Source organism: Microcystis aeruginosa NIES-843 (assembly GCF_000010625.1).
Taxonomy (GTDB): Bacteria; Cyanobacteriota; Cyanobacteriia; order Cyanobacteriales; family Microcystaceae; genus Microcystis; species Microcystis aeruginosa.
The window spans coordinates 4,227,659-4,251,426 of sequence record NC_010296.1 but is presented as its reverse complement, the minus strand read 5'-3'; the positions used below and the strand labels follow the sequence as shown (position 1 = coordinate 4,251,426).

Genomic DNA, 23,768 nt, shown 5'->3' with positions numbered 1-23,768 from the left:
TTACTTAAACCCACCTAACACACCGGAGAAAATTAACCTTTTTGGCTATTGACAATTGAGCCATTTTGTGATGGTTTTTCGGTTAATTTTTGAGCAAGATTTAAGATATCAGAGGGGAGCATAATCACGGTACTGGTGTTATTTTCCGCTCCAATTTCCGTTAACATTTGTAGGCGGCGTAATTCCAAAGCGGCGGGGTTTTCCATGATTAATTGGGAAGCTTCCGCTAATTTTAGGGAGGCTTCCTGTTCTGCGGCAGCTTTAATCAAACGGGCCCGTTTTTCTCGCAATGCTTCCGCTTCCTTGGCCATAGCTCGCTGCATACCAGTGGGAATTTCCACATCTTTCATCTCCACCCGTTCGATATCAATGCCCCAGGGTTCGCTAATTTCATCGACAATTTGTTGGACCGCTTGATTGATTTTGTCTCGTTTTTGCAAGACATCATCGAGATGATTTTGACCAACTACATTTCTTAAAGTGGTCATGGCCGCTTGATAAACGGCCGCGGGGTAGGATTCGACTTTATTAATCGCTTTGCTAGGATCGATAATGCGATAGTAGAGAACCGCATTAACCTTAATTGTGACATTATCGGCGGTGACAGTTTCTTGCGGGGCGATATCGACGGTTTTGGTGCGAATATCCAGCTGCATTTTTTGGTCAACTAGGGGAATGATCCAGTACAGTCCGGGGCCTTTGGTGTCTTGATAACGCCCTAGACGAAAGATAACACCACGCTGGTATTCTCGATCGATTTTAAAGCCATTTAACCCCAGAATGCCCGCTATCAACAGCAAGGGTGCTAAAAATTCCATATTAATTACCAGTTATCGGGTTCAAGTTAATCAGTGTGCGGTGACATCTCAATTGCCATCTCCTCGCTCCTGACCACTAATACATTCATTCTAGAGAGTAACCGGGCTGTCGGGGAAACTCATAACGAAATATTACAATTTTTAGGAATTGCCCAACCAGCAGGGATGACTCGACTTCCAGACCCCGACCTGAGATAAACTACAGAATGTTATCAGAATTTACCTTGATATTATGAGCGTAGTTAGCCAAGTCATCCTCAAAGCCGACGACGAACTTCGTTATCCTAGTAGTGGTGAACTACAGGGTATCGGGCAATTTTTAAAAACCGGTGAGCAGAGAATTCGCATTGCCGAGACTCTCGCTGACAATGAGAAAAAAATCGTCGATCAGGCTCAAAAACAACTGTTCAAGAAACGTCCCGATTATAGAGCGCCGGGGGGTAATGCCTACGGTCAGCGTCAATATAATCAATGCTTGCGCGATTATGGTTGGTATCTGCGTCTAGTTACCTATGGGGTATTAGCCGGAGATAAGGGACCGATCGAACAAACCGGCCTGATCGGGGTCAAAGAGATGTATAACTCTCTTAATGTTCCCGTCCCCGGCATGGTGGAGGCGATTCGTTGTCTCAAAGAGGCCGCTTTAGGTCTTTTGACTCAAGAAGATGCCGTGGCAGCAGCCCCCTACTTCGACTTTATCATCCAGTATATGTCCTAAGCGATCGGGACAATCCCAAAGGCCTGAAGTCTGAAAAGGGGCAGTTTTCGTCTCTTTCAGGGTTCAGGCTTGACTTTTTTCAGTGATCAGTAAACAGTGATCAGTAAGCAGTAAACAGTAATCAGTGAAAAGACAGTAGTAAACTGGCATTTGATCAGGCTCACTTAATACATACTGCTCACTTAATACTCAAAACTGATAACTGATAACTGATAACTGATAACTGATTATGTTTTGGCGCATTATACTACTTACTTTTCTGATTCCATCGGTCTATGGGGTGTTTGGCTGGTCGATCGCCCATGAGCGTTTATCATGGAGTGATTGGTTACTTGCCCGCGGTGATGAGATGAATTGGACTCTCACTAGCGAATGGCTAGAAATCATCATCTATATCCTAGCGGTAGGGGTTATCCTCTCAATTGCCCTAGGATTAACTCTGTTTAGTCACTTAATGCCGGTATTTTTCCGCAGTTGGTTTAAAAACGATATTAGTGCTGTATTATCAATTCTCGGCTGGTCTTTGGCGGTAGTCTTTATCTTCCACAAGTGGGCGGTATTTAGTCGAGTTTTAATCCTCTTAGCCGCCACTATCCTTGGTCGTCTAGAACTTCAGGAAGCAGGTTACAATAGGTGGCAAGTTTTCCTGATGCTCACCATCCTCTGCTTAGGTAGTTTTGGCTTGGGAATTTGGGCTTATAATCTTTGGGGTCACGAATTTCATCGAGTTACTACGGATTAATCTTATCTCTAATCTTTAAAAAGTATGCCCAAAAAAAATAACGATACGCTCAAACGAGTCTTAATTGTTTCCTCTGGTTTAGTATTTCTGGCTTTAATGGTGGTGCCAACTTTAGGTTTATTGAAAAATAATAATTCTAATTTCCCCCAAGGCAATCAACCCGGGCAAGAGGCAACTATTCCTCCCGAAAAATTAGAAGAAATGGTCAAAGGTTACGAGAAAATTCTCGAACGTGAACCAGATAACCCCACTGCTTTGCAAGGACTGGCCCAAGCTCGCTTACAGTTAAAAGATTTTATCGGAGCCAGAGAACCTTTAGAAAAGTTATATCAAAAATATCCCGACAATCTGGAAGTTATGCTAGTTCTTTATGGAACAAGATTACAAACTCAAGACGTTTCTGGAGCTAAAAGTATCCTAGAAAAATTAGTCAAAAACTATCCCCAAGAACCGAAGTTTAAAGAAGAATTAACTCGCTTAAATCAAGCGATTGCGGCAGCTTCTAAACAGCGACCTCCAGAGACTAAAAAGTAATGAAAAAAGAATTAATTATTGAAGCTGGGGGAAGTGAAAGACAATATCGAGAATTTTTTATTTCTTGACTTGTTGCGATTATCGACATTGCTTGGGCATTACTGCAGCCCTTCTTCGGTAAATTAGCCCCTTTAGCTAGGGTTTGCTGAATAAATCTAAAAATCTTGTTGGATAATATTTTTAGGCTTTTTTGAAATCAAAAAGTGCCAGCCATTGGAGTAATCGGGGGGGAAATTTAGGCACTTTTTCCCTGAAAATTAGGTAATTGACCCCCTGAAAATGGGTAAAACCCAACACCCCACACCCTACACCCTACCCCCACGAAAAACTTTTTCAGCAGACCCTACCTAGGAATGGCCCTGCCCCCTAGACGACTAGAAAGAAACTTTGCTAATATCATCTAACCCTGACATTAGCTAACTTTGTTAGATAAGAACTTTTTTAAGAATTATGATCGGCCTATAATAGTAACTGTAGTCACCCCTATCCTTTAGCGATAATTCTTGGTTTGGGGTTGATGTCCTTCAGCGCAAGCGAGATTGGTTATGAAAATTAGCGAACTAGAAAACTACTTGGCTCAGGTTAAGTCAGAGATTGGTGACATCGATATCGTCTATCAATGTCACAGCCAGCACTATAGTTGGTTGGACAAAATGAGAAGCCATCAACTGAAAGTGTTAAAAAATACCGTAGACACTAAACTATTAATTTCTCTGCAATAGCCATTTTCTCTTGCTAGATGCCGGCCATGTCATCCGGTCTGTCTAATCTGCTTAACAGTTTATCTTTTCTTCACTGTCGATAGGTTCTTAAACCAGCCGCGTCGCCAAAAGAAAATGATTAAACTGAAAGCAACGGTTAGCATCAACACCCAGACGAATACATAGCCCCAATACCATTCTAATTCGGGCATATTATAGGGGGATTTATCAGTATCAAAGTTCATGCCATAAATACCGACAATGAAGGTGAGCGGGATAAAAATCGTCGAGATTACCGTTAAAGTTTTCATAATCTCGTTCATTTTATTACTCACGGAAGACAGGTAAAAATCCATTAAACCATTGGCAAATTCCCGGTAATTTTCGATAACATCGAGAATTTGTACCACATGGTCATAACAGTCCCGTAGATAGGGTTTAATCGTTGTATCGATGACAATGTACTCATCGCGTAAAAGCGCATTGAGGATGTCCCTCTGCGGCCAAATTGCTCGTCGCAGGGAGAGTAATTCCTGACGTATTTGGTAAATTTTTGATAAAGTCTGTTCCGTGGGACTAGCTAAAATTTCGTTTTCTAACTCCTCGATTCTTTCTCCGTAGGACTCTAAAACAGGAAAATAACCGTCAATAATGGCATCCCAAATTGAGTAGGCTAAATAACCCGATTTTTGCTGCCGGATGGAACCTTTATTTAAACGGATTCTTTCCCTAACTCCCTCTAAAGAATCGTATTGTCCTTCTTCCTGCACGGTTAAAACATAATTCTTCCCAACGATTAAACTGATTTGTTCTAGCAAAAAACCCTGATGATCGATCAGGATAGCCATTGGCACTATTATTAAAATATAATTCTCGCATTCTTCCACTTTTGGTCTTTGGGGAATACTGACTATATCCTCAAGGGTTAAGGGATGTAAATGAAAAATTTCCCCCAACTCTTGCAGTTTATCTTCATTACCCAAACCGACGATATCAACCCAAGAGATGGAATCATCGGATAAATATTTAAGACAGTCTTGAGGTAAGAGATTATTAACTATAGTGGCTTGTTGAGAATTATAATTAATTAAAAATATCTCGGTAGCAACGGCATTTTCATCGATGGTGATTAACCCCGGCATCGTCCCGGGTTGATTATAGTGATAATCGTAAAGGTGGGGTTTTGTCCGGGAGGATTTTCGCCCTTTTTTATACCTAGTTAATCTTTTGTTATTGCTCATAGTTGAGATCGATCGCTGTTGGCCTTTTTCTTAGCATTGATCACTCAAAAATTCCTCAATTTTTAGCTAACTTTAAGATTGTCCGAGACTCTTAAAAAACGAAGATTAAACGTAAATGCCAATTGTTAGCCGTTTCTCTCTCGATTTCGATGCGACGGATAAACTCGCGAAAATAAAAACGGCGCTCGATTTCCGATAAATCTCGCCAAAATTGCGGAAAAGCAACGGCACGAGCGATAATAGTCAGGTTATCCGGGGGTAATTGGTCTAAACGTCCTTGAATCTGCGCGATCTCGTTTTTCAGTTTATAGGCCCGTAGATTAGCCGTTTCTTGATCTAAAATTCCCGCCGCTTCTAGGGAGGGCAATTGGGACAAAATATCGTTTTTTTGCCCTATTTCCTCGCTCATTCCCCGTTTGATCCCCTCTAAATCCGGTAAAGATATCTGAGCGATCGTCGGTGGTAGGTCTTGACAAATGCGCTCGATTGTGCTATCGAGAATTTTCTCATAAGCGATCGCCGAACATTTTTTTGTCCGGGGACATTGCAAAGGTCGCAAATAGAGGTATTCTAGGCCCTTTCCTCGCGCCGTCACTTTGGTAATCGTCATCCCCGATTGACATTGACTACAGACGACTAAACCCGCTAAGGAACGCGGGGCGCTGGCACTGCGGGGGGGTAATTTGCGATTATTTCTCAGGATGCGATCGATCTGGGCCGCTTCTTCCCGGGAGATAATCGGGGTGTGGGTATCGGGGATAATATATTGACCGAGATAGCACAAATCGCCGCGATAAACGGGATTAGTCAGCCATTTATGGGCAGTAGCTACCGATATCTTCTTACCATAGCGTTTTTCTATATAGCGCACCGTGGAACGCAGGGAAGCAGAAATCAAAAAGCGATCAAAAAAGTCTTTGACTACCGGCGCGGTACTGCGATCGAGTATATAACGCTCCTTGCCACGACGATAACCGTAGGGTGCTTTTCCGGGGGGAGGCAAAGCTTGCAGACGATTGTGAGCGTGACCTGCTTTTAAACGGTTACTTAGTTCGTTTTTTGATATTTCTTGCAGAATCTTGGCAAAATTCAGCTTATAATCTGGGTCTTCTAGGGCAATTATATCTATGTCGAGGGCTTCTAAGGATTGTAAAATTTTGCTAACTTCTGTGCCATTGTCTCCCAATTCTGCTAGACGACGCAGGATCAGCAGTCGGGGGGGAGTTCCTTGACAATCGCGGAGCAGTTGCTGCCGTTGTGAGCGATCGCCAAAATCCTGATACACTTGTTCGGGAGAATAGGTCGAAATCGAGGCATCGGGGGGACTATCAAGCAGGGGATTGGTATAGGTGTAGGCGATAATTTTCATGTTTTGCCGAAATCCTGGTATAGATAAGCTGTACTGCCTTGAAACCGCGTCTTGAAAAGTTTAGTACAAATGCTCGAACTACCTCTCCCCGCTCCCAACTCCGGCACTCATAGACAGTCTTAACCAGTAATTTAGATAGGGTTTGCTGAAAAAGCTTTTCCTGGGGGCAGGGTGTGGGGTGTGGGGTGTGGGGTGTGGGGTTTTACCGATTTTGAGGTAGTCAATTACCTAATTTTCAGGGAAAAAGTACCTGAATTTTCCCCCCGATCCCCGCAACGGCTGGCACTTTTTGAGGAAAAAAAAGTCTAAAAGTTTTATCCAACAAGGTTTTTAGATTTATTCAGCAGACCCTAGATAGTCAACAGCTTACCTGCGGGCGAATGGAAAAGGAATTTCTGCCCATCTCCCTAACCCCCGCCAGCTGGCGCTCGTTCCGCTACACTTGGCAATTTCTAGGCCGGGCGCGATTCGTCTAGGGAGAGGGTAAAGAGCGAAGGAAAACCGTGAGTATGGCGGTAATAATCGCGACGGTTACGGGGATAATCAGCGATTTCGCCCCTTTTAAATCGGATATATCCTTAACTAGCCCCGATTGTTCGTTTTCTAGCCTTTCTAACCGCTTATCCATTCCCTCGACTTTCTCGATTAATTTTGCCTGTCCTACCTCTAGTTTTGTCAGGCGATCATCGATTCGATCGATCTTTCCCTCGATCCGCGTCAGGATGGCTTCTAGGGAATAGGTGACGGTTTCTCCCGATTGACTCATAAACTAAATTCCTTGTTGCGGGGGATACTTCGCATTCTATCACTCCCGAAAGATGGCAGAATTACCAATCCAGAGGCAACGGCAACGATTATCAGCCTACAATATTACTAGGCGATCGAATAATCTCCGAAATTCAGATGAGTCAATTAAGATCTATTTCTGGGAAAAAGTTCGCCAAAATTTGAGAGCGTCATTGAGAATTCAAGGTAGCCATCACATTTACTGTATTACTCGTTAAGACTGTCTATGAACCATCGTCAACAATTAATTCAAGAACTCGAACAAGCACCTGATGATCTAATAGAAACCGTATTAGATTTTTTACATCGAGTTCAGGCAACAGGCAACAGTCATCCTCTGGCCAATTTTTCAGGCATTTTAAGCGATTCAGAGGCACAAGAACTACAACAAGCCATTAAAACAGAATGTCGTCAGTTGGTAAGGATTGCATCACCTACAAAAACAGCCTACAATATTTAGACTAAATCCAGTTATTGAAGACTGATTATTTACACAACCCCGTAGAAATGTTAGATTTTAGGGGTGGTGATAATTTATCTATCTATCCCTCCCATTGATCGATCTAGGAGATAAGCAATGAAAATGAAAGTTATCGTTCACGAGGCGGAGGAAGGTGGCTTCTGGGGGGAAGTCCCGGCGCTCCCCGGCTGTGCCACCCAAGCAGAAACTTTCGAGGAACTACTAGAGAATTTACACGAGGCGATCGAAGGTTGTCTATCCATAGATGTGGAATCCTTGCCGACCGATCCGAAAACTCGGATTCTAGAGATAGCGATATGAAATCGATTTCTGGGAAAAAGTTCGCCAAAATTTTAGAGCGTCACGGATGGGAATTATTGAGAATTCAAGGTAGCCATCACATTTACTGTCAGCCGGATAATCCCACCCGTATCTCTGTGCCGATTCACGGAAATCAGGATTTAAAAATCGGATTACTCAAGCATTTTTTGAAACAAGCGGGACTTTCTGAAGAAGATATTTGATCAATGCGATCGCTGTAATTCCGTCACTCCCGAAAGATCACAGAATTACCAATAACGATTATCAGCCTACAATATTACTAGGCGATCGAATATTCCCCGAAATTCAGATGAGTCAATCCCCCGTCACCAATTCCCTAGAAATTATCCTGACAAATATCACGGAAAAATTAGACTCTTTACAGAAAGATGTCACCGATCTAAAAGTAGATATGGCCGAGGTGAAAACCGAACTCAAAAGTATTGATAGGCGATTGGAAAAAGTAGAGGGAACACAGGACGCTTTAATTCAGGATGTATCGGACCTTAAGGGAGCAAAATCGTTGATTATTCCCGTGGTAGTGGCAGTATTAACCAGTATTCTGACTCTGCTGGTGCGATCGATCCCAAATCCTTAAAGGATTTTTCTGGGAACGGCGATCGATTTTTGCCGGTGTATTTTCGTTTTCCCTTCAATCCGCCGGAGGGAGAAGGATCGGCTCGAAAACCGTCACATCCTCTTGATTTAACCTTTGAGCTAGATCAGCTTCTTCCAATCTTTCTAGAAAGGGCAAAATATCACTAAATGCCCGAAAACCTAAACTTTCAAGCTCATCGATGGTGATCGAATCGTCGGAGATATTACCTTTGCGTTGCAAAAGCAGACGAATTCTTTCCTCTTTGGCGTTTAAGGCCGCTTGTTGTCGGAAATCCTGTTCGGCTGCTTTTAATCCTTTTTCGAGAACTTCCATCGTGATCGTTTTAACCTGAAGATCGGCCGCGGTGGAGAGTACAATATTTCCCAAGCGGTTGAACAAACGGGGTCTGCCGAGAGAAACCTTGCAAAAACGTCTTGCCGCATCTGGTAAAAAGGGAAGTACACACCTGTCATCTTTCGGATCGGTACAATCGTTGTTAATTCTGGCACTTTTGAGATAGTTAATTAACATCTGGTATGTGGTATCGGCATCTAGTTCTTCTAGTGGCAAATGCAAGTCAAATAAACCGCGTTCACTGGTTAATAAATCTCCCGTCATCCCGATGGGGTGGGCCGTCAGCATAAACCAAGCCCGACCTTTTAACATTCCCTGCGCGTCGTGCATCATTTGCCGTACCACACTAGGATTTTGTTTATCTAGATCATCGATCGCGATCAGAATCCCCTGCGGATATATTTTTTGCGCCCGCTCTAACAATGTATCGAAGCTCACAGTCGGATATTGAAATTTCGTGGGCGGTAAATCTTTCTCGGTAAGTTTACCCGTAAGGATTGCATTAGCCCCCACTTCCGCCCCGCGTTCTTTTAACACTTTGGCGGTGGGAATTCCCATCTGATAAAGCTGACGCTGCGCCCAATCGTCATTTGGCATCGCTCTAGCGAGGGCGATCAGTGCTGTAGTGGCGATATCTAAACCTGCGGGTAGAGATATATAGGTAGTCAACATTTGCGGACGATTGCGGCGCATAACCGACAATACTTCCAGTAAAAAAGCACTTTTGCCGATTCCTAAACGACCGGAAACCAGAATCCGACGACGCTCGCGACTTTGGAACAGATTAAACACCCGTCGCAATTCATTTTGTCGCCCGGTAAAAACACGATCGAGGGTATCGCTGTTTAAATCGATCGGGCTTTCGGTAAAGGGGATTTCCTTCAGTCCTAACCGTTGGATATTGTCAGAGGATTGCTTAAAAAGATCATCGGCACTTGTCATATATATACCTCGCTGGTTTGTCGTTCGATCGCCCGTCGAGAAGCTTGATAAATAATGTCTATCTCCTCCACTTTATCGGGATCGGTCTGTGGTAGTTGTCGGTAGATTGCCTTCGCTCGATCGAGTTCCTTCATTCCTTTCTCTAGATGTCCTTGGGATACGAAAACATTCCCCAATCCGGTGCGACTTTTAGCGATTCCGGGTAAATCCTGTAAATATTCGTACCAACGCAGGGCATCGCGATAGTAGAGACGGGCTTTCTCTCGATCGGACAGAACTTCGTAGGCGCGGCCGGTGTGGTAGAGCGCGTTCGCATGGGCTAGGCGATCGTCACTGGTGCTAAGTTGATTGACGCTATTTAACAACAGTTGTAACCCTTGCTGCCATTCGCCATCCCGCACCAGACGACTACCGAGAATGGTTTGGGTAGTGGGCAGCGCCTTCCAGATATCTTTTCGATCGTAATGTTCGGGACTAATCAGATCTAGGGCGGTTTTATAAGCTTCTAAAGCCTGTCGGAGATCGTCGAAATTTTTGTCGCGATCGTACCTTTGAGAAAGAGCTATTCCTAATCGGTATTGAGAGTCAATAAAATCTTGACAACCTGCGGGGGAGACTTCTAGAGCTTCTTGAAGTAGAGCGATCGCAGTATCGAGATCGCCGGGGTTATCCCGTTGCATCAAAGCTTCTGCCAAATCCCCTTGATTCCCCGCCCATTGCACGGGAAACGCGGCGCGAGTAAAGATTTGAGCGGCTTGATTGTAGAGATCGATCGCCCGTTCTAAATTGTCCTTCCGCTCTCCTAAAACTCGCTCGCGATAGGCATTGGCCAAATTATGCTGACTTATCGCCCAATTTTCGGGGAAATTCTCGCGGGTATAGACTTCTAACGCTTGCCCGTACAGTTCGATCGCTTTCTCTAGATTTTCCGCCCGATCGCCCAGTATTCGATTACTGTAAGCGAGGGCAAGGTTATTGAGGATTCTTGCCAAATCGACGGGGAAATTCTTGCGGGTATAGATTTCTAAAGCTTGCCCGTACAGTTCGATCGCTTTCTCCAGATTTTCCGCTCGATCGCCCAGTATTCGATTACTGTAAGCGAGGGCAAGGTTATTGAGGATTCTTGCCAAATCGACGGGGAAATTCTTGCGGGTATAGATTTCTAAAGCTTGCCCGTACAGTTCGATCGCTTTCTCCAGATTATCAGCCCGATCACCCCGAATTCGATCGCTGTAAGCGAGAGCGAGGTTATTGAGGGTTCCCGCCCAATCTACGGGGAAATTTTTGCGGGTTCTAACTTCTAAAGCTTGCTCGTACAGTTCGATCGCTTTCTCCAGATTATCAGCCCGATCGCCCCGAATTCGATTACTGTAAGCGATAGCGAGGTTATTGAGGGTTGCTGCCCAATTTTCAGGGAAATTCTTGCGGGTTCTAACTTCTAAAGCTTGCCCGTACAGTTCGATCGCCCTTTCTAGATTCTCAGCCCTGTCGCCCAGTATTCTGTTTTTGCAAGCGACAGCGAGGTTATTCAGGGTTCCCGCCCAATCTTCGGGGGAATCTTCGCGGGTGTAAATTTTTAGGCTGAGATTATGAGCAGTAATACTTAATTCTAAATTTGTTGCTCGATCGCCTAACGGAAACTTGTAAATGGTGACAGCAAAATTCTCGAAAAGGCTGGCTATTATTTCTCGCTCGTTTATTGATTTATCGGCGATTAAGCTTGTGAAGACTAAAGGTAAAGCGTCTAAAAGTAAATCATCTAATTTATTAATATTTGCTTTTAAAAATTGCTGTAGCTTCGTTTCATCTCTGGAATTTTTTCGATAAAAATCCCCAAAAGCAAGGAGAAAATCCTTAAATTTTCTCGTGGGAGTTGGCGACTGACCGAATCCTTTCGCTTTTTTCGACATCGTGGTATAAGTTAAGTAGCTGGTTATAATTAAATTAAAAATGGATTTTAGGTTCGATCCCCCCTGCCCCCCTTGATAAGGGGGGTGCCGATAGGCGGGGGGATCCCCCCTGCCCTCCTTGATAAGGGGGGTGCCGATAGGCGGGGGGATCCCCCCTTAATCCCCCCTTAATAAGGGGGGTGCCGATAGGCGGGGGGATCCCCCCTGCCCCCCTTGATAAGGGGGGTGTCTGACAACTTTTAACGCCTACCTAGGGTTTGCTGAAAAAGTCATTGAAAAGTACAGGTCTCTTAATCAATGATTTCACTTAGCTACAAGCATAAGCTTTAGTTGTTGATTAATTTTTAAATTATAACTTATCCTAATCATTGACCGAGAAAAAGTGCTGTTTTTCCATTTCAGACATAAAAAAGCCCAAAAAACCTGCCTCAACAGGTTAGAAAGATTCATGACTAAAAAAGTAATAGCAATCGCTGAAAAGGAAGTATGAGGAAGTTTAGCCATCACTTTACCTAAGCTAAATCTTCTTTTCCCTTGTCCAAATTTGCCCTCTATACAATTCCGAATCCTCTCATCATCAGTAGCTTGTTTCTTTTGTTCTTTACTAACATTTTTGGCTGGTCTTCCTAATGGGGGACCACTGATTCTGATTCCCCTTTCTTTACACCAAGCTCGGTTTTCTCTGGTTCGATAAATTTTGTCCACATGAACTGATTCTGGATAGTATCCTGTATAGTCATAATAAGCTTCTATTTGTGCTTTTAAATCTCCCGATTCATTAAAGTTATCCCAACTAATCCGGTCTAAAAATATGTAACCATCTATACAGCTTGCTGAGAATTTGGCCCCAAATTCTACGGGTTTTCCAGCTTTTCCTCTGACTATCGGACGGATGTGGGGTTGAGTTAAGCTGACAATTCTGTCTTCAATACTCTGTTTGTTATTTTGGTACATCCAGAGTTGTTGGCGATAAACTTCTGTGACTACTAATAACAGTTTATAGTCTCTTTTTTTCAAGCTTTGTAGAGAGGCTCCTTCTGCTAAAAGTTGTTCAATATGGTCGAGATTTCTTTTCAGATATTGCAGTTGTCTTTTTAGAGCTTTTCGTCTTTGTTTGACGGTAGGTTTTCTTTTTTTTGCTACTTCTAAATAACTTTTTCTGGCCAGGAGACGATAGGTTCTCGGTTTTTGAACAAGTTTTCCTTTTATAGTTTCATAGAGAATATCAATAATTTTTTCGGTTTGTTTTCTTCCTTGATTTAACAGGTTTAAATCCGTAGGATAACTAATATCTGCGGGCGCACAACTGGCATCTAAAATTAATTTACCTCGATTTTCTGGTTGACTTTGGGTTTCGCTCTCTAACTTTTTTTCGGTGTTTTCTTCTTCTTTTATTTCTCTCGAATTTTTGACCATAAAGCGATTCACTTTATTAATTAGTTCCCGAGTGATTCTTTCTCGAAAGTGAACCAACATTGACGCTTCAAACTGGGGTTCATTGCTGTAGGCTGAAAACCCCAAGAAGTATTGTAAATAAGGATTTTCCTTGATTTGTTCTACCGTTTCTCTATCGCTTGTTCCTAATTTTTCTTTAATAATTAATGCTCCTAGTGCTGTCCTAAATGTTTTGGCGGGTGCGCCCATTTCTTCTGAAAAAAGTGATGCGTATTCCGCTTCAAATTCTGACCAGGGAATGAGGTTGGCCATAATTACCCAACGATTATCTTGGGATAATTTCCCCTCAAAGGGCAGCTCGAAGTTTTCTGGTGGGGTTGAGGGTAACTCGCTTTTACGGTACATTAGCACTAATTAGAGAAGATGCAAGGGTGATGCAAGGGTTTTAAGAGATTCTAGCAGATTTAAGTGCATTTGGGAAGCTCTCAATCAAGCTAAAAGCCCTTTCCTGTAAGGTTTTTAGATTTATTCAGCAAACCCTACCTACTTAACAATCCAGATTTGTTCCGCATGGCGGGCTGTAAATCGGGATACCCGATCGAGCCATCAATATTTTACCGCAAGGAAAAAGCGTCGGGGATAAAATTGTACTTTCCTTAACCCGAAGTGATGTTTTTTCATCAAAAAAAACTCGATCGCAATTAAGCGATCGAGTCAAGAAAAAACAGACTAATTATTAATAGTCGAAGTCACCACCGCCGGCAGGAGGAGCGGATTTTTCTTTTTCCGGTTTATCCACAACAATACACTCGGTAGTTAAAACCATACCGGCGATCGAAGCGGCATTTTGTAGGGCAGAACGAGTCACTTTAGCGGGGTCAACGATACCCGCCTCAAACATATCGGAGAACTCACCGGTAGCGGCATTATAACCGACATTAAAGGGCTTCTCTTTCACCCGTTCGGCAATAACTGCACCGTTTTGGCCGGCATTTTCAGCGATCCGTTTTAAGGGGGCAGAAATCGCACGAGAAACGATTAAAGCACCGGTTAATTCTTCATGCTGGAGGGTTTCTTTAGCCCAAGTTTCCAATTGGGGAGCGAGGTGAGCTAAAGTAGTACCACCCCCGGGGACGATACCTTCTTCTACGGCTGCTTTAGTGGCGTTAATTGCGTCTTCTAGGCGCAATTTGCGGTCTTTCATTTCCGTTTCCGTAGCGGCACCGACTTTAATCACTGCCACACCCCCGGCTAATTTAGCCAGACGTTCTTGCAGTTTTTCTTTATCGTAGGAAGAATCGGTTTCCTCGATTTGACGGCGAATTTGCTCACAACGGGTTTTCACTGCCACGTCGTTTCCTTCGGCGACGATGGTGGTGGTATCTTTGTTCATGGTGATACGACGGGCCGTACCTAAGCTGTCAATTTTGGTGGTTTCCAGTTTTAAACCCGCATCTTCGCTGATTACTTGACCACCGGTTAAAACGGCGATATCTTCTAACATCGCTTTTCTGCGATCGCCAAATCCAGGAGCTTTCACCGCAGTGACGTTAAGAACACCGCGCAGACGGTTAACCACTAGGGTTGCCAAAGCTTCTTTTTCGATGTCTTCGGCGATAATTACTAGGGGTTTGCCTTGACGGGCAACTTGTTCGAGAATGGGAACCAAATCCTGTACTAAACCGATTTTTTTGTCGGTAATCAGAATAGCGGGATCCTCAAAAACGCATTCCATGCGTTCGGTGTCGGTGACAAAGTAGGGAGAGATATAACCTTTGTCAAAACGCATCCCTTCGGTGATTTCTAGTTCGGTGGTCATCGATTTCCCTTCTTCTAGGGAAATTACGCCTTCTTTGCCGACTTTATCCATGGCCGAGGCGATCATTTGACCGACTTCATCATCGTTACCGGCAGAGATAGCACCCACTTGTGCGATCGCTTTGGAATCTTCTACGGGTTTCGCGTGTTTGGCGATTTGACTGACGAGGAAATCGGCAGCTTTATCGATACCTTTTTTCAGAGAAATCGGGTTAGCACCGGCGGCGACGTTGCGTAAACCTTCTTTAACGATAGCGTGAGCGAGAACGGTGGCGGTAGTAGTACCATCACCCGCTACATCGTTGGTTTTTGAGGCGGCTTGGCGAATTAAAGCCACACCGGTGTTCTCGATATGGTCTTCCAGTTCGATTTCTTTAGCGATGGTGATGCCATCATTGACGATTTGGGGTGCGCCAAATTTCTTTTCGAGGACGACGTTACGACCTTTGGGACCAAGGGTGACGGCCACCGCTTCGGCCAGCAGATCCATGCCTTTTTCTAAGGCGCGACGGGCATCTTCGTTGTAGATAATAGATTTAGCCATAATGTATCGTTATTCGGGCAAAATAGGGGTTTTCAAGGGTAGATGATTAGGAAACGGCGGCGAGAATGTCTTTTTCGGAGAGGAGAACGAATTCTTCGCCACCAAGTTTGATATCGGTTCCGGCATATTTGGAGTAGAGAACTTTGTCACCCACACCCACTTCTACGGGGGTACGGCTACCGTCATCGTTGCGTTTGCCGGGGCCGACGGCCACGACTTCCCCGATTTGGGGTTTTTCTTTAGCGGCGTCGGGAAGGAAAATACCACCGGCGGTTTTTTCTTCGCTGGGACTAACTTTGACGAAAACTCGATCGCCTAGGGGTTTAACAGTAGTTACGTTGATGCTGACTGCAGCCATGGAATATCCTCCGTTTCTCTTGTATTTGGGTAAGTGTCTTTTCCAGATTAGCACTCTTACCTTCCGAGTGCTAATTTACCGAAATAGAAGGCCCCCTGACAACGGCTCGATCGGTACGGGTTTCCGAACTATGGTGTTAAGCTATAGCAGTTATCTTAGTGGTGAGGTACAAAGTTTTCGTTTTGGGAAGGCAGCAGTCAGAATATCCCTTTTCCGTCACTCTAGGGAACGGGAAAACAGAAATGACAGGGAAAAACGGATGCCAACAGAGAATTTATCAATCGATTAAGTTGAGTATATAGGGTTGGCTGAATAAATCTAAAAACCTTGTTGGGTAAGACTTTTAGACTTTTTGTCAATCAAAAAGTACCCGGCATGGGAGTGATCAGGGGGAAAATTCAGGGACTTTTTCCCTGAAAATTAGGTAATTGGCCACCTCAAAACCGGTAAAACCCCACACCCCACACCCCACACCCCACACCCTGCCCCCAGGAAAAACTTTTTCAGCAGACCCTATATAGAAAAGAAAAATAGTTAATTAATCGAGGAGTAAAGAAAACACAGAGCCAAGCTTTTAAGCGATTCAAGTAACCGAAAGGCTCGATAAATAATCGAATATTATTTAAGTCATTTTCTTTTAATCTTTTCGATTCTAAAATTAGAGCGTATAGTGGGAGATTGGCAGCCCCACCGATACGCTTGGAAGCTGCCAAATGTCAGGGCGATCAAAGCAAATCCTTACCTTGACAAGCAAAAGCTATTCACGGCGGAGATCGAAACCATGACTAGGCAGCATACACAGCAATGAAGAAAACATTGCCCTTGATTTTTCAGTAATTGACAGGCGGCTTTGAAGTTAACCTAAGCGCATTAAGGGCAGAAGTCACCCTCAAGGCGATCGATTCTGCCAAAACCCGCCAGGATTTAATCCTCATAAATGCGGCACTCTAAGGCATCGGGATTAGCCTCGCAGTAGGACTGGAGTGAGTTATTCCCCTGTTTTTTGGCCCGTTGATGGGAGGCTTCCGCCTGGAGTTCCTCAACCACATCCCAGGCTGCGGCGCAATCGGGAGAGATTTCACCCTTGGCCGCACAAATTGCCCGCGCGTCTTCCCGGGCCGCTTCAATTTCATCTTCAATGAACAACCGCTTGGGCTTTTCAACAAAATCGCTCTTGAAGAGAATATCACTGACAGAAATAATGCCCAGCAAAGTTTTGCCCTGAATCACGGGGGCGCGGCGAATGCGGGTTTGAGCAAATAACCGAGCCACATATTCCACCCCCAGTTCGGGATTGACGACCACACAGGGCTTAACCATAATTTCGTAAACCCGCATAGTTTTAGGATCGTGGCCAAAGGCCGCCACTTTGTAAACGATGTCGGTTTCAGTGACAATTCCATAAGGGTCCTGTTCATGGCGCGGTTCGACAATCAATCCCCGCAGTTGTTTTTCTTTCATCAATTTCACGGCATCGGCAACCGTTGCCGAACCACGAATGGTGACAACGTTTTGGGTCATAATTTCTTGAGCTTGTAGCATAGGGTTATGGTTTTTTAAAATGAAAGAACTGGTATAAACGCAAAAGTTGACTAGGGTTGCCCCGATAGCAATTTCCTAGACTCTTGTGGGCTGAGGGCCACTGTCAACAGAGATGACCAGGGCCAATGGGCGATCGCTGATTGGGGCTGGGACGGGATAGCTGCAGCTGTGTTCCCCTGAGTGCCGGGAGCATAGGCCTCCAGCACAGCGCCGTTTTGCCAACACATGGCGATGAAATAATCACACACTGGGCATTCCGTCTGAGCAACCTGCCGGGCCGGACACTTATATCCTGCGGGTAGGCGATCGCTCAAGAGCCGTTGAGCTACGCTGCCACAGTTGGGACACCGAATTTCTATAAGCTTGTTCATCGCCATACCTCAAAATTGAATAGTGATGTGAGAAGGAAAGGGTCAACTTCGGACGTTTGCCCAGAGTGTTCGTTCACGGTGGAAGACTATAATTGTCGTTCTACCGCAGCCGTAAATTCTTCATAGGGTTTAACCCCAACTAATGTTTCTATCAATTTCCCCTGTTTAAATACCATGACCGCCGGAATACTTCTAATCCCAAAGCGTTTGGCCACGGGTTTGTTACTGTCTAGGTCAAGTTTGAAGACTTTGGCGCGATCGCGATAGTCATCGGCCAATCGATCGATCAACGGCGCCACCAGTTTGCAAGGTCCACACCAGGTTGCCGTGCAATCTACCACCAACAGTGATTCACTCTTTAACAGGGAATCAAATTCAGTTTCATCTTGAATAAATGTAGCCGTACCCATGTTTATATCTCCAGATTGATGCTGTGTAACTTAGGACAAATTCTCTTCTCGGTGCGTTTTACAATATAAATTCAGCCTTGACCCGCTCCTCATCTAAAAATGCTTGGCCTTAGCCCCTTTAACTTTCTCCCAGAAAGCGAAAGGGTTTGGGAGTCCAGGGCTATGAGTAAAGCAAAATGGCATAAGTCAATGTCCGCCTCCTTGGGGTATCGTATATAGTTTGGTCGTCCCAGACATCGATGGTGACATCTAGTCCCTGCTCATGGGGGGGTTTTACTTTGTAAGTCGTCATCGGCTGCTCCCAATCAAAACAAATTTGCGACGTTAAGTTACGGTAATATGGTTTTGCAAGTTATTGCATTGACATCCCCTATGACAGCGACCCCTTCAAACGATTTATCTGCCTGGGAGCGGCTAGAACAAGGTAGACAAGCAAAAGCAAGCAACGGTGGTTATGCGGGCTACGGCTCCCCTGCCTTTGGACAACGATCGATCGATGGTGAATTAGTGGATGATCCGGAAGAGTGCCGGGTCATTGAACTGATTCGCCGTCATCACAAATCAGGGAAATCCTTGCAGAAGATCGCCGATTGGCTTAATGAACAGGGCTACACCACCAAACGTGGTCAACCGTGGCAGCGTATTTCCGTAAAGCGGGTGCTTGATCGACTATATGGAAAGGTGTCCAGAATTTCCGGAGTAACCCCTCAGACCGAGCATAACCCGGAAGTACTCACCCCAGCGTCTGGTGATGCCGCTCCTAAAACCATTAGAGGCTCAATAACCCCTAAATAAAAAGTTTCAGGCTTTAACCTGTTACATCCCTCTATGATACACCGAAGTGGGTCGAAAATCTTTACGAGTTTAATAAAAATTGTAACAAAACGTTACATCTTTTAGGAAAAAGTTAAATGACGCTACATTTTGAGATAGTTTTAGAACGGGTTTTGGCAACTCTGAGAGCCGGGGTTCTTTGCCCAGTGGCTGTTCTGTCTATCTTGGCTTTTGCGATCGCAGGATGGTGCTGATGTCCCTCGATACACCTCTGAGTTGGGCCCCCGATCTGGAAAAGGCGATCAATCGCCAACCCTTGACGGTGCCGCCAACCACTTCTCTGGCGGATGCGATCGCCCTAATCGGTCAGGCCCATAGCCGTCTGTGTTTACTCACCGATGACCTATCCCCTCTAGCTGCTCCGGCCGGAGAGGTGCGTGTTAGCTGTCTGCTGGTGGTGCAGGGGCAAGAGTTATTAGGAATTTTGACAGAACGCGATGTGGTGCGACTCACCGCTCAAGGGATTAACCTGTCCGAGACAACCGTTGCCGATGTGATGGTACATCCCCTGATCACGTTGCCCCAGCAATCTGCTCAAGACATTTTTGCCGCCCTGTTTTTGTTTCGTCGCTACCGAATTCGCCATTTGCCGATTGTCGATGACCAAGGACAGTTAATCGGGGTGATCTCCCATGAAAGTATTCGCCAGATATTGCGTCCGGCCAATCTATTGCGGTTTCGTCGCGTATCCGATGTGATGACCAGTCAAGTGGTACAGGCCCCACTCACCGCCACAGTCTTGCAATTGGCCCAGTTAATGGCTGAACATCGTGTCAGTTGTGTGGTGATCACCCAACGAGATTCCGAAGACAATGACTGCCCGGTTGGTATTGTGACAGAGCGAGATCTTGTCCAGTTTCAAGCCGTTCAAATCGATCTGCACAAAACTAGGGCCCAGACGGTGATGAGTACGCCGTTATTTCTCCTCAGCCCCGAGGATTCCCTGTGGACAGCCCATCAGGAAATGCAAAAACGGCGGGTGGGGCGTTTGGTGGTTTCTTGGAACTGGGGTCGGGGGTTGGGTATTGTTACACAAACCAGTCTGTTAAGGGTTTTTGACCCGATGGAAATGTATGGGGTGATTGAAAATTTACAACAAACCATTCAACAGCTAGAGTCCGAGCGATCGCCCTCCCTTCCTTCTCCACCAGCGGACTTATTACCCCAACGGACCCGCACCCCATCAGAAAAAGACATCGCAGGCGATCGCGAATTATTACTTACCTTGCTGGACAATGCCTACAAAGACGTAAAGTATATGTTGGCTAACTTAGATATTGTCGTCGAGCAGCGGCGATCTTTGCTTCAATCTGTTCTAGAGAAGCTTGCCCACCTCGGTCGTGAAATTAGCTCTTAGATATTCCTCTTCTGTCAGAGGAGGAGAGTTAGAATAGAGAGAAAAGCCCTCATACTCAACTTAATCGATTGATAAATTCTCTGTTGGCATCCGTTGGCTCTCTTGGGTTTGGTGGGTAAAATATATTCTAAGATACAGTCCTGCTGGCGAGCGAGTGGAACGAACCACAAAGACGCAAAGGACACAAAGATTGAACGCTCCTATATAAGTTAAACTTATCACACAAAGAATAAGAGAGCCATCCGTTTTTCCCTGTCATTTCTGTTTTCCCGTTCATATATAGGGTCTGCTGAAAAAGTTTTTCAGCAAACCCTAAGTAGGGAGGCACAATTATTTGTAGGATGGGTTAGGCGTTGGGTTTCATGCTTCAACCCAACCTACGTTCATCTTATATTTAATTCCACCCACCCACTTATAAAGGGTTATTGTGACTGCCAAAAACTTGCGCTTTTAGTGCATCAATTTCGGCTAATAACTCGCGGCGATTTTCATCTTTGAGCAGATAGCGCCAGACAAACCAACCAGTGTAAACGATCCCAACTAATTGTAGGATAGGAGCAAGGAGGGGAATATCATCGATCGCATCTAAAACCGCTAGGGTAACTTTCACGGTGACAAAACTGGCTAAAATTGCCCCCAGAACGATTAAAGGTTTTTTGTATCCAGAGAAGAAACTACCGATATAATCGGGGACGTTAGCCAGATAGGACATCACCGAATCCCAAACTGGTTCTACATATTCAGACCAAATCTGTTCGGTGCTGCTGCTGCTGGGTTTGCTCAGAGACCCGGGTAAATCCGTTCTAATCGGATTTTGGGTCTCGGTCGGTTGCATTGATTCCATATTAACTGATCCTCATCATTAAGGTTAGACAGTGCGCGAATACGACCAACGGGGGTCAATTTTAACAGACTGAATAGACTAACTCGCTGTTGCCCATATTATCGGATAATTGCGATAGTAGGCGGAAAGTTTCTCAACAACTATTAAGAATCAAGGATTTAGCTTCTCAATTTTATCGTCAGTCTGACCGCAATTCTCCATTCTAACAGCAGGTAGCGATCGGAGTTGAGGAATCAGGGGGTGTCAGTTATCAGTGAACAGTAATCAGTTATCAGTGGGGAGATAGGGAGAAAAAAGCCGGTGGGTTACGGCGAATACTCAATTTCTAGTCAGAGTATAACTTATTTTCGCCTAACCCACCCTACAGATGATTACCTATGTGCTGATCTGGTGGGTTACGGCGAATACTCAATTTTCAGTCAGAGTATAACTTATTTTTGCCTAACCCACCCTACAGATGATTGCCTATTCGTGGATAAGTTGCATGGGTGCGGTGCGAGGATCGATGATTTTCTGACCTAAACCCGAAAATTTGACCGCTAGATTCATTTTTTTACCCTCACCGAGGATATGGGTCACTTCTCCTTCTCCAAAAGTAGAGTGTAACACTCGATCGCCTACGCCCCATTTTCTTTGATTAGAGGCAGTTGTTTGAATGGGAACCACTTTTGGGGTCTTTTTCGGTTTCAGGTTGCTTGTGAGCAATTCTGGGGGCAATTCCTGCAAAAATTGGGAAGCTACCTTCATCTCTTTATTCCCCCAGACATATCTTTCTTTTGCGTAGGTTAAAAATAATTGTTCCTTGGCCCGAGTCACTCCCACATAACACAAACGGCGTTCTTCCTCAAGAGCAATGGGATCGTTTAAACTACGATTATGGGGAAAAATGCCCTGTTCTAAACCGACTAAAAAGACGATAGGAAACTCTAAACCCTTGGCGGAATGAAGGGTCATTAACGATACTTTTTCTTGACCTTCCTGAAGATTATCTAAATCCGAGGCTAAACTAGCACTAGCGAGAAATTCCTGGAGATTGGTTTCTTCGTTTTCTTCTTGGAATTGTACGACGGCGCTATACAATTCTTGAATATTCTCGATGCGGGTATCAGCTTCCTCGGTTCCCTGCTGTTTTAACTCATCGATATATCCCGAATCTTCCATGATTTGATCTAGGATTTCACTAGCGGATAAATCGGTGATTTTTTCTTGCAGGTTTTGGATAATTTTAGCTAACTTATTGATGCTTTTAGTCGCACGACCGGCGAGAGTATTAACGGAAGTTTCATCGCTGATAATTTCCCATAAAGGTACTCCTAATTCTTGGGCAGCTTTGAGCAAATTATCGATTGTGGTTTTACCGATACCGCGCCGGGGAGTGTTAATAATTCTCAGTAAACTAACGGTATCGGCAGGATTGGCAATCACTCGTAAATAAGCGATCGCATCTTTAATCTCCTGTCGATCATAAAATTTAAATCCCCCGACAATATTATAGGGGATATTATTGCGAATTAACCCATCTTCAAAGGGGCGAGATTGGGCATTAATTCGGTAGAGAATGGCAAAACTACCCCAAGTTAATTCGGGGTTTTCTTGGGTAAATTCTCGAATTTTATCGATAACAAAAGCTGCTTCTTCCTGTTCATCTCTGGCTTTAAAAACATAAATACTCTCGCCTCCTTCTCTAGTGGGAACAAGGACTTTATCGATTCTTTGACTATTCTTTTCAATTAATTTATTTGCCGCTTGCAGAATATTTTCCCGTGAACGATAGTTTTCCTGTAGTTTCACCATCGTGCGAGTATCATCATCCGGTAAACCATCGCCAAAGTCCGCTTGAAAATTGAGCAGAATAGTAAAATCTGCCATCCGAAAACTATAGATAGATTGGTCGGCATCACCCACCACAAAAATCGATCGATCCGTCCAATTCCACTCACTTTTTTTCGTTTCACCATTGGTGGACAAAAGCCGAATTAACTCGTACTGAATCCGGTTAGTGTCTTGGTATTCATCGACTAAAATATGCTTAAATTGCGTATGCCAATAACCGAGAATAGATTCATTTTGCTGAAAAAGACGGACTGGAACCAGTATCAAATCATCAAAATCTAGGGCATTATTTTGTGCCAATTGCATCTGATAAGCCTGATAAACCTCAGAAATGACCTTTCCCCGAAAATGAGGGTTTTCTCTGGCGTAATCTGTGGGTGTTAAACCTAAATTTTTGGCATTACTAATCGCATAACGTAGATTGCGGGCATCAAATTTTTTATCGTCTAAATTCATCTGTTTAGTGACGATATTTTTTACTAAACTCTGGGCATCAGACTCGTCCATAATCGAAAAATTCCTTTGCCAACTATGACCATATTCATCCTGATATTTATTAATGTCATAGCGCAAAATCCGACCACAAAGACTGTGAAAAGTCCCAATCCAGAGTTTTTTAGTATAATGCCGATAAACTTGAGAAAAGAGTTTTTTCTGTTCGTATTCTTCTAAAAGTTCTAATCTTTGACCGTATTTTTCCTGTGCTTTTTGTTGAGCAAAAGTTTTTTCAATTCTCGTTTTCATTTCCCGGGCTGCCTTATTGGTAAAAGTGACTGCGAGAATATTTTCCGGATCGACCCCGTGATGACGGATCAAATGGGCGATACGATAGGTTAAAGCGCTAGTTTTTCCCGATCCTGCTCCAGCAACCACCAACAAGGGGCCGCAAAAATGCTCCACAGCAAGGCGCTGGGAAGGATTGAGTTGTTCTAAATAATCGGCTGTGACTGTCATAATCTTTCCGTATA

The 23,768-nt window shown here is 44.4% G+C and carries 24 protein-coding genes; 10 read left to right on the top strand and 14 right to left on the bottom strand.

Annotated elements, in window-relative coordinates; translation table 11 throughout:
* Positions 1-32: 32 nt before the first annotated feature.
* Positions 33-818: a slipin family protein gene (locus MAE_RS20060; RefSeq protein WP_012267186.1), complete on the bottom strand. Its 786-nt coding sequence runs from the start codon at positions 816-818 to the stop codon at positions 33-35.
* A 232-nt stretch (positions 819-1,050) separates the two neighbouring features.
* Between MAE_RS20060 and MAE_RS20055 the strand changes: the two genes are divergently transcribed.
* The 3 genes from MAE_RS20055 (at position 1,051) to MAE_RS20045 (ending at position 2,812) form a co-directional block, all read left to right on the top strand.
* Positions 1,051-1,536, top strand: coding sequence for an allophycocyanin subunit alpha-B (locus tag MAE_RS20055; RefSeq protein ID WP_012267184.1), 486 nt, complete (start codon positions 1,051-1,053; stop codon positions 1,534-1,536).
* Positions 1,537-1,765: 229 nt separating this feature from the next.
* Positions 1,766-2,278 carry a hypothetical protein gene (locus MAE_RS20050; protein ID WP_004162596.1) on the top strand — a complete coding sequence of 171 codons (513 nt, stop codon included), beginning with the start codon at positions 1,766-1,768 and terminating at the stop codon, positions 2,276-2,278.
* 24 nt (positions 2,279-2,302) lie between these two features.
* Positions 2,303-2,812 carry a tetratricopeptide repeat protein gene (locus MAE_RS20045; RefSeq protein WP_004162597.1) on the top strand — a complete coding sequence of 170 codons (510 nt, stop codon included), beginning with the start codon at positions 2,303-2,305 and terminating at the stop codon, positions 2,810-2,812.
* Between the two features lie 781 nt (positions 2,813-3,593).
* Here the strand turns inward: MAE_RS20045 and corA are convergent.
* Positions 3,594-4,754 carry a magnesium/cobalt transporter CorA gene (gene corA / locus MAE_RS20040; RefSeq protein ID WP_004162598.1) on the bottom strand — a complete coding sequence of 387 codons (1,161 nt, stop codon included), beginning with the start codon at positions 4,752-4,754 and terminating at the stop codon, positions 3,594-3,596.
* Positions 4,755-4,845: 91 nt separating this feature from the next.
* On the bottom strand, positions 4,846-6,123 hold the full coding sequence (locus MAE_RS20035) for a recombinase family protein (protein ID WP_012267182.1): 1,278 nt from the start codon (positions 6,121-6,123) through the stop codon (positions 4,846-4,848).
* A 171-nt stretch (positions 6,124-6,294) separates the two neighbouring features.
* On the opposite strand from MAE_RS20035, the gene MAE_RS34185 reads away from it, so the two are divergent.
* Positions 6,295-6,432, top strand: coding sequence for a hypothetical protein (locus MAE_RS34185; protein ID WP_173351083.1), 138 nt, complete (start codon positions 6,295-6,297; stop codon positions 6,430-6,432).
* A 163-nt stretch (positions 6,433-6,595) separates the two neighbouring features.
* Here MAE_RS34185 and MAE_RS20030 read toward each other — a convergent pair whose 3' ends face one another.
* The gene (locus MAE_RS20030; protein ID WP_002759475.1) at positions 6,596-6,889 is read right to left on the bottom strand and encodes a hypothetical protein; all 294 of its coding nucleotides are present in this window, start codon (positions 6,887-6,889) and stop codon (positions 6,596-6,598) included.
* Positions 6,890-7,135: 246 nt separating this feature from the next.
* Between MAE_RS20030 and MAE_RS20025 the strand changes: the two genes are divergently transcribed.
* The 4 genes from MAE_RS20025 (at position 7,136) to MAE_RS20010 (ending at position 8,288) form a co-directional block, all read left to right on the top strand.
* The gene (locus MAE_RS20025; RefSeq protein ID WP_004162600.1) at positions 7,136-7,369 is read left to right on the top strand and encodes a hypothetical protein; all 234 of its coding nucleotides are present in this window, start codon (positions 7,136-7,138) and stop codon (positions 7,367-7,369) included.
* A 117-nt stretch (positions 7,370-7,486) separates the two neighbouring features.
* Positions 7,487-7,690: a type II toxin-antitoxin system HicB family antitoxin gene (locus MAE_RS20020; RefSeq protein ID WP_002737783.1), complete on the top strand. Its 204-nt coding sequence runs from the start codon at positions 7,487-7,489 to the stop codon at positions 7,688-7,690.
* Entirely contained in the window at positions 7,687-7,893 is a 207-nt protein-coding gene (locus tag MAE_RS20015) for a type II toxin-antitoxin system HicA family toxin (protein ID WP_002737289.1), read from the top strand. Before MAE_RS20020 ends, MAE_RS20015 begins: the two co-directional genes overlap by 4 nt.
* A 107-nt stretch (positions 7,894-8,000) precedes the next feature.
* A complete protein-coding gene (locus MAE_RS20010) occupies positions 8,001-8,288 on the top strand; it encodes a hypothetical protein (RefSeq protein ID WP_012267179.1) in 288 nt (95 codons plus the stop codon).
* Between the two features lie 54 nt (positions 8,289-8,342).
* Here the strand turns inward: MAE_RS20010 and MAE_RS20005 are convergent, their stop codons facing one another.
* The 8 genes from MAE_RS20005 to trxA form a co-directional block, all read right to left on the bottom strand.
* Positions 8,343-9,584, bottom strand: coding sequence for a hypothetical protein (locus MAE_RS20005; protein ID WP_012267178.1), 1,242 nt, complete (start codon positions 9,582-9,584; stop codon positions 8,343-8,345).
* Positions 9,581-11,494 (bottom strand): tetratricopeptide repeat protein, encoded by a 1,914-nt coding sequence (locus tag MAE_RS20000; RefSeq protein ID WP_012267177.1) that lies wholly within the window; start codon positions 11,492-11,494, stop codon positions 9,581-9,583. Before MAE_RS20000 ends, MAE_RS20005 begins: the two co-directional genes overlap by 4 nt.
* A gap of 303 nt (positions 11,495-11,797) precedes the next feature.
* The gene (locus MAE_RS19995) at positions 11,798-13,294 is read right to left on the bottom strand and encodes an IS5-like element ISMae6 family transposase (RefSeq protein ID WP_012267176.1); all 1,497 of its coding nucleotides are present in this window, start codon (positions 13,292-13,294) and stop codon (positions 11,798-11,800) included.
* A gap of 331 nt (positions 13,295-13,625) precedes the next feature.
* A complete protein-coding gene (groL, locus tag MAE_RS19990) occupies positions 13,626-15,251 on the bottom strand; it encodes a chaperonin GroEL (RefSeq protein WP_012267175.1) in 1,626 nt (541 codons plus the stop codon).
* 46 nt (positions 15,252-15,297) lie between these two features.
* Entirely contained in the window at positions 15,298-15,609 is a 312-nt protein-coding gene (groES, locus tag MAE_RS19985) for a co-chaperone GroES (RefSeq protein ID WP_002737272.1), read from the bottom strand.
* 924 nt (positions 15,610-16,533) lie between these two features.
* Positions 16,534-17,151, bottom strand: coding sequence for a CP12 domain-containing protein (locus MAE_RS19975; protein ID WP_012267174.1), 618 nt, complete (start codon positions 17,149-17,151; stop codon positions 16,534-16,536).
* A gap of 50 nt (positions 17,152-17,201) precedes the next feature.
* The gene (locus MAE_RS19970) at positions 17,202-17,528 is read right to left on the bottom strand and encodes a hypothetical protein (RefSeq protein ID WP_012267173.1); all 327 of its coding nucleotides are present in this window, start codon (positions 17,526-17,528) and stop codon (positions 17,202-17,204) included.
* Between the two features lie 80 nt (positions 17,529-17,608).
* A complete protein-coding gene (trxA, locus tag MAE_RS19965) occupies positions 17,609-17,932 on the bottom strand; it encodes a thioredoxin (protein WP_002763751.1) in 324 nt (107 codons plus the stop codon).
* 339 nt (positions 17,933-18,271) lie between these two features.
* Between trxA and MAE_RS19960 the strand changes: the two genes are divergently transcribed.
* Together MAE_RS19960 and MAE_RS19955 are read left to right on the top strand one after the other, a co-directional pair.
* On the top strand, positions 18,272-18,727 hold the full coding sequence (locus tag MAE_RS19960) for a recombinase family protein (RefSeq protein ID WP_012267172.1): 456 nt from the start codon (positions 18,272-18,274) through the stop codon (positions 18,725-18,727).
* A 223-nt stretch (positions 18,728-18,950) separates the two neighbouring features.
* The gene (locus MAE_RS19955) at positions 18,951-20,123 is read left to right on the top strand and encodes a CBS domain-containing protein (RefSeq protein WP_041804233.1); all 1,173 of its coding nucleotides are present in this window, start codon (positions 18,951-18,953) and stop codon (positions 20,121-20,123) included.
* Between the two features lie 412 nt (positions 20,124-20,535).
* Here MAE_RS19955 and MAE_RS19950 read toward each other — a convergent pair whose 3' ends face one another.
* Both MAE_RS19950 and pcrA read right to left on the bottom strand, forming a co-directional pair.
* The gene (locus MAE_RS19950; protein WP_004162611.1) at positions 20,536-20,967 is read right to left on the bottom strand and encodes a CAAD domain-containing protein; all 432 of its coding nucleotides are present in this window, start codon (positions 20,965-20,967) and stop codon (positions 20,536-20,538) included.
* Between the two features lie 465 nt (positions 20,968-21,432).
* Positions 21,433-23,754: a DNA helicase PcrA gene (gene pcrA / locus MAE_RS19945; RefSeq protein WP_012267168.1), complete on the bottom strand. Its 2,322-nt coding sequence runs from the start codon at positions 23,752-23,754 to the stop codon at positions 21,433-21,435.
* Positions 23,755-23,768: the final 14 nt, after the last annotated feature.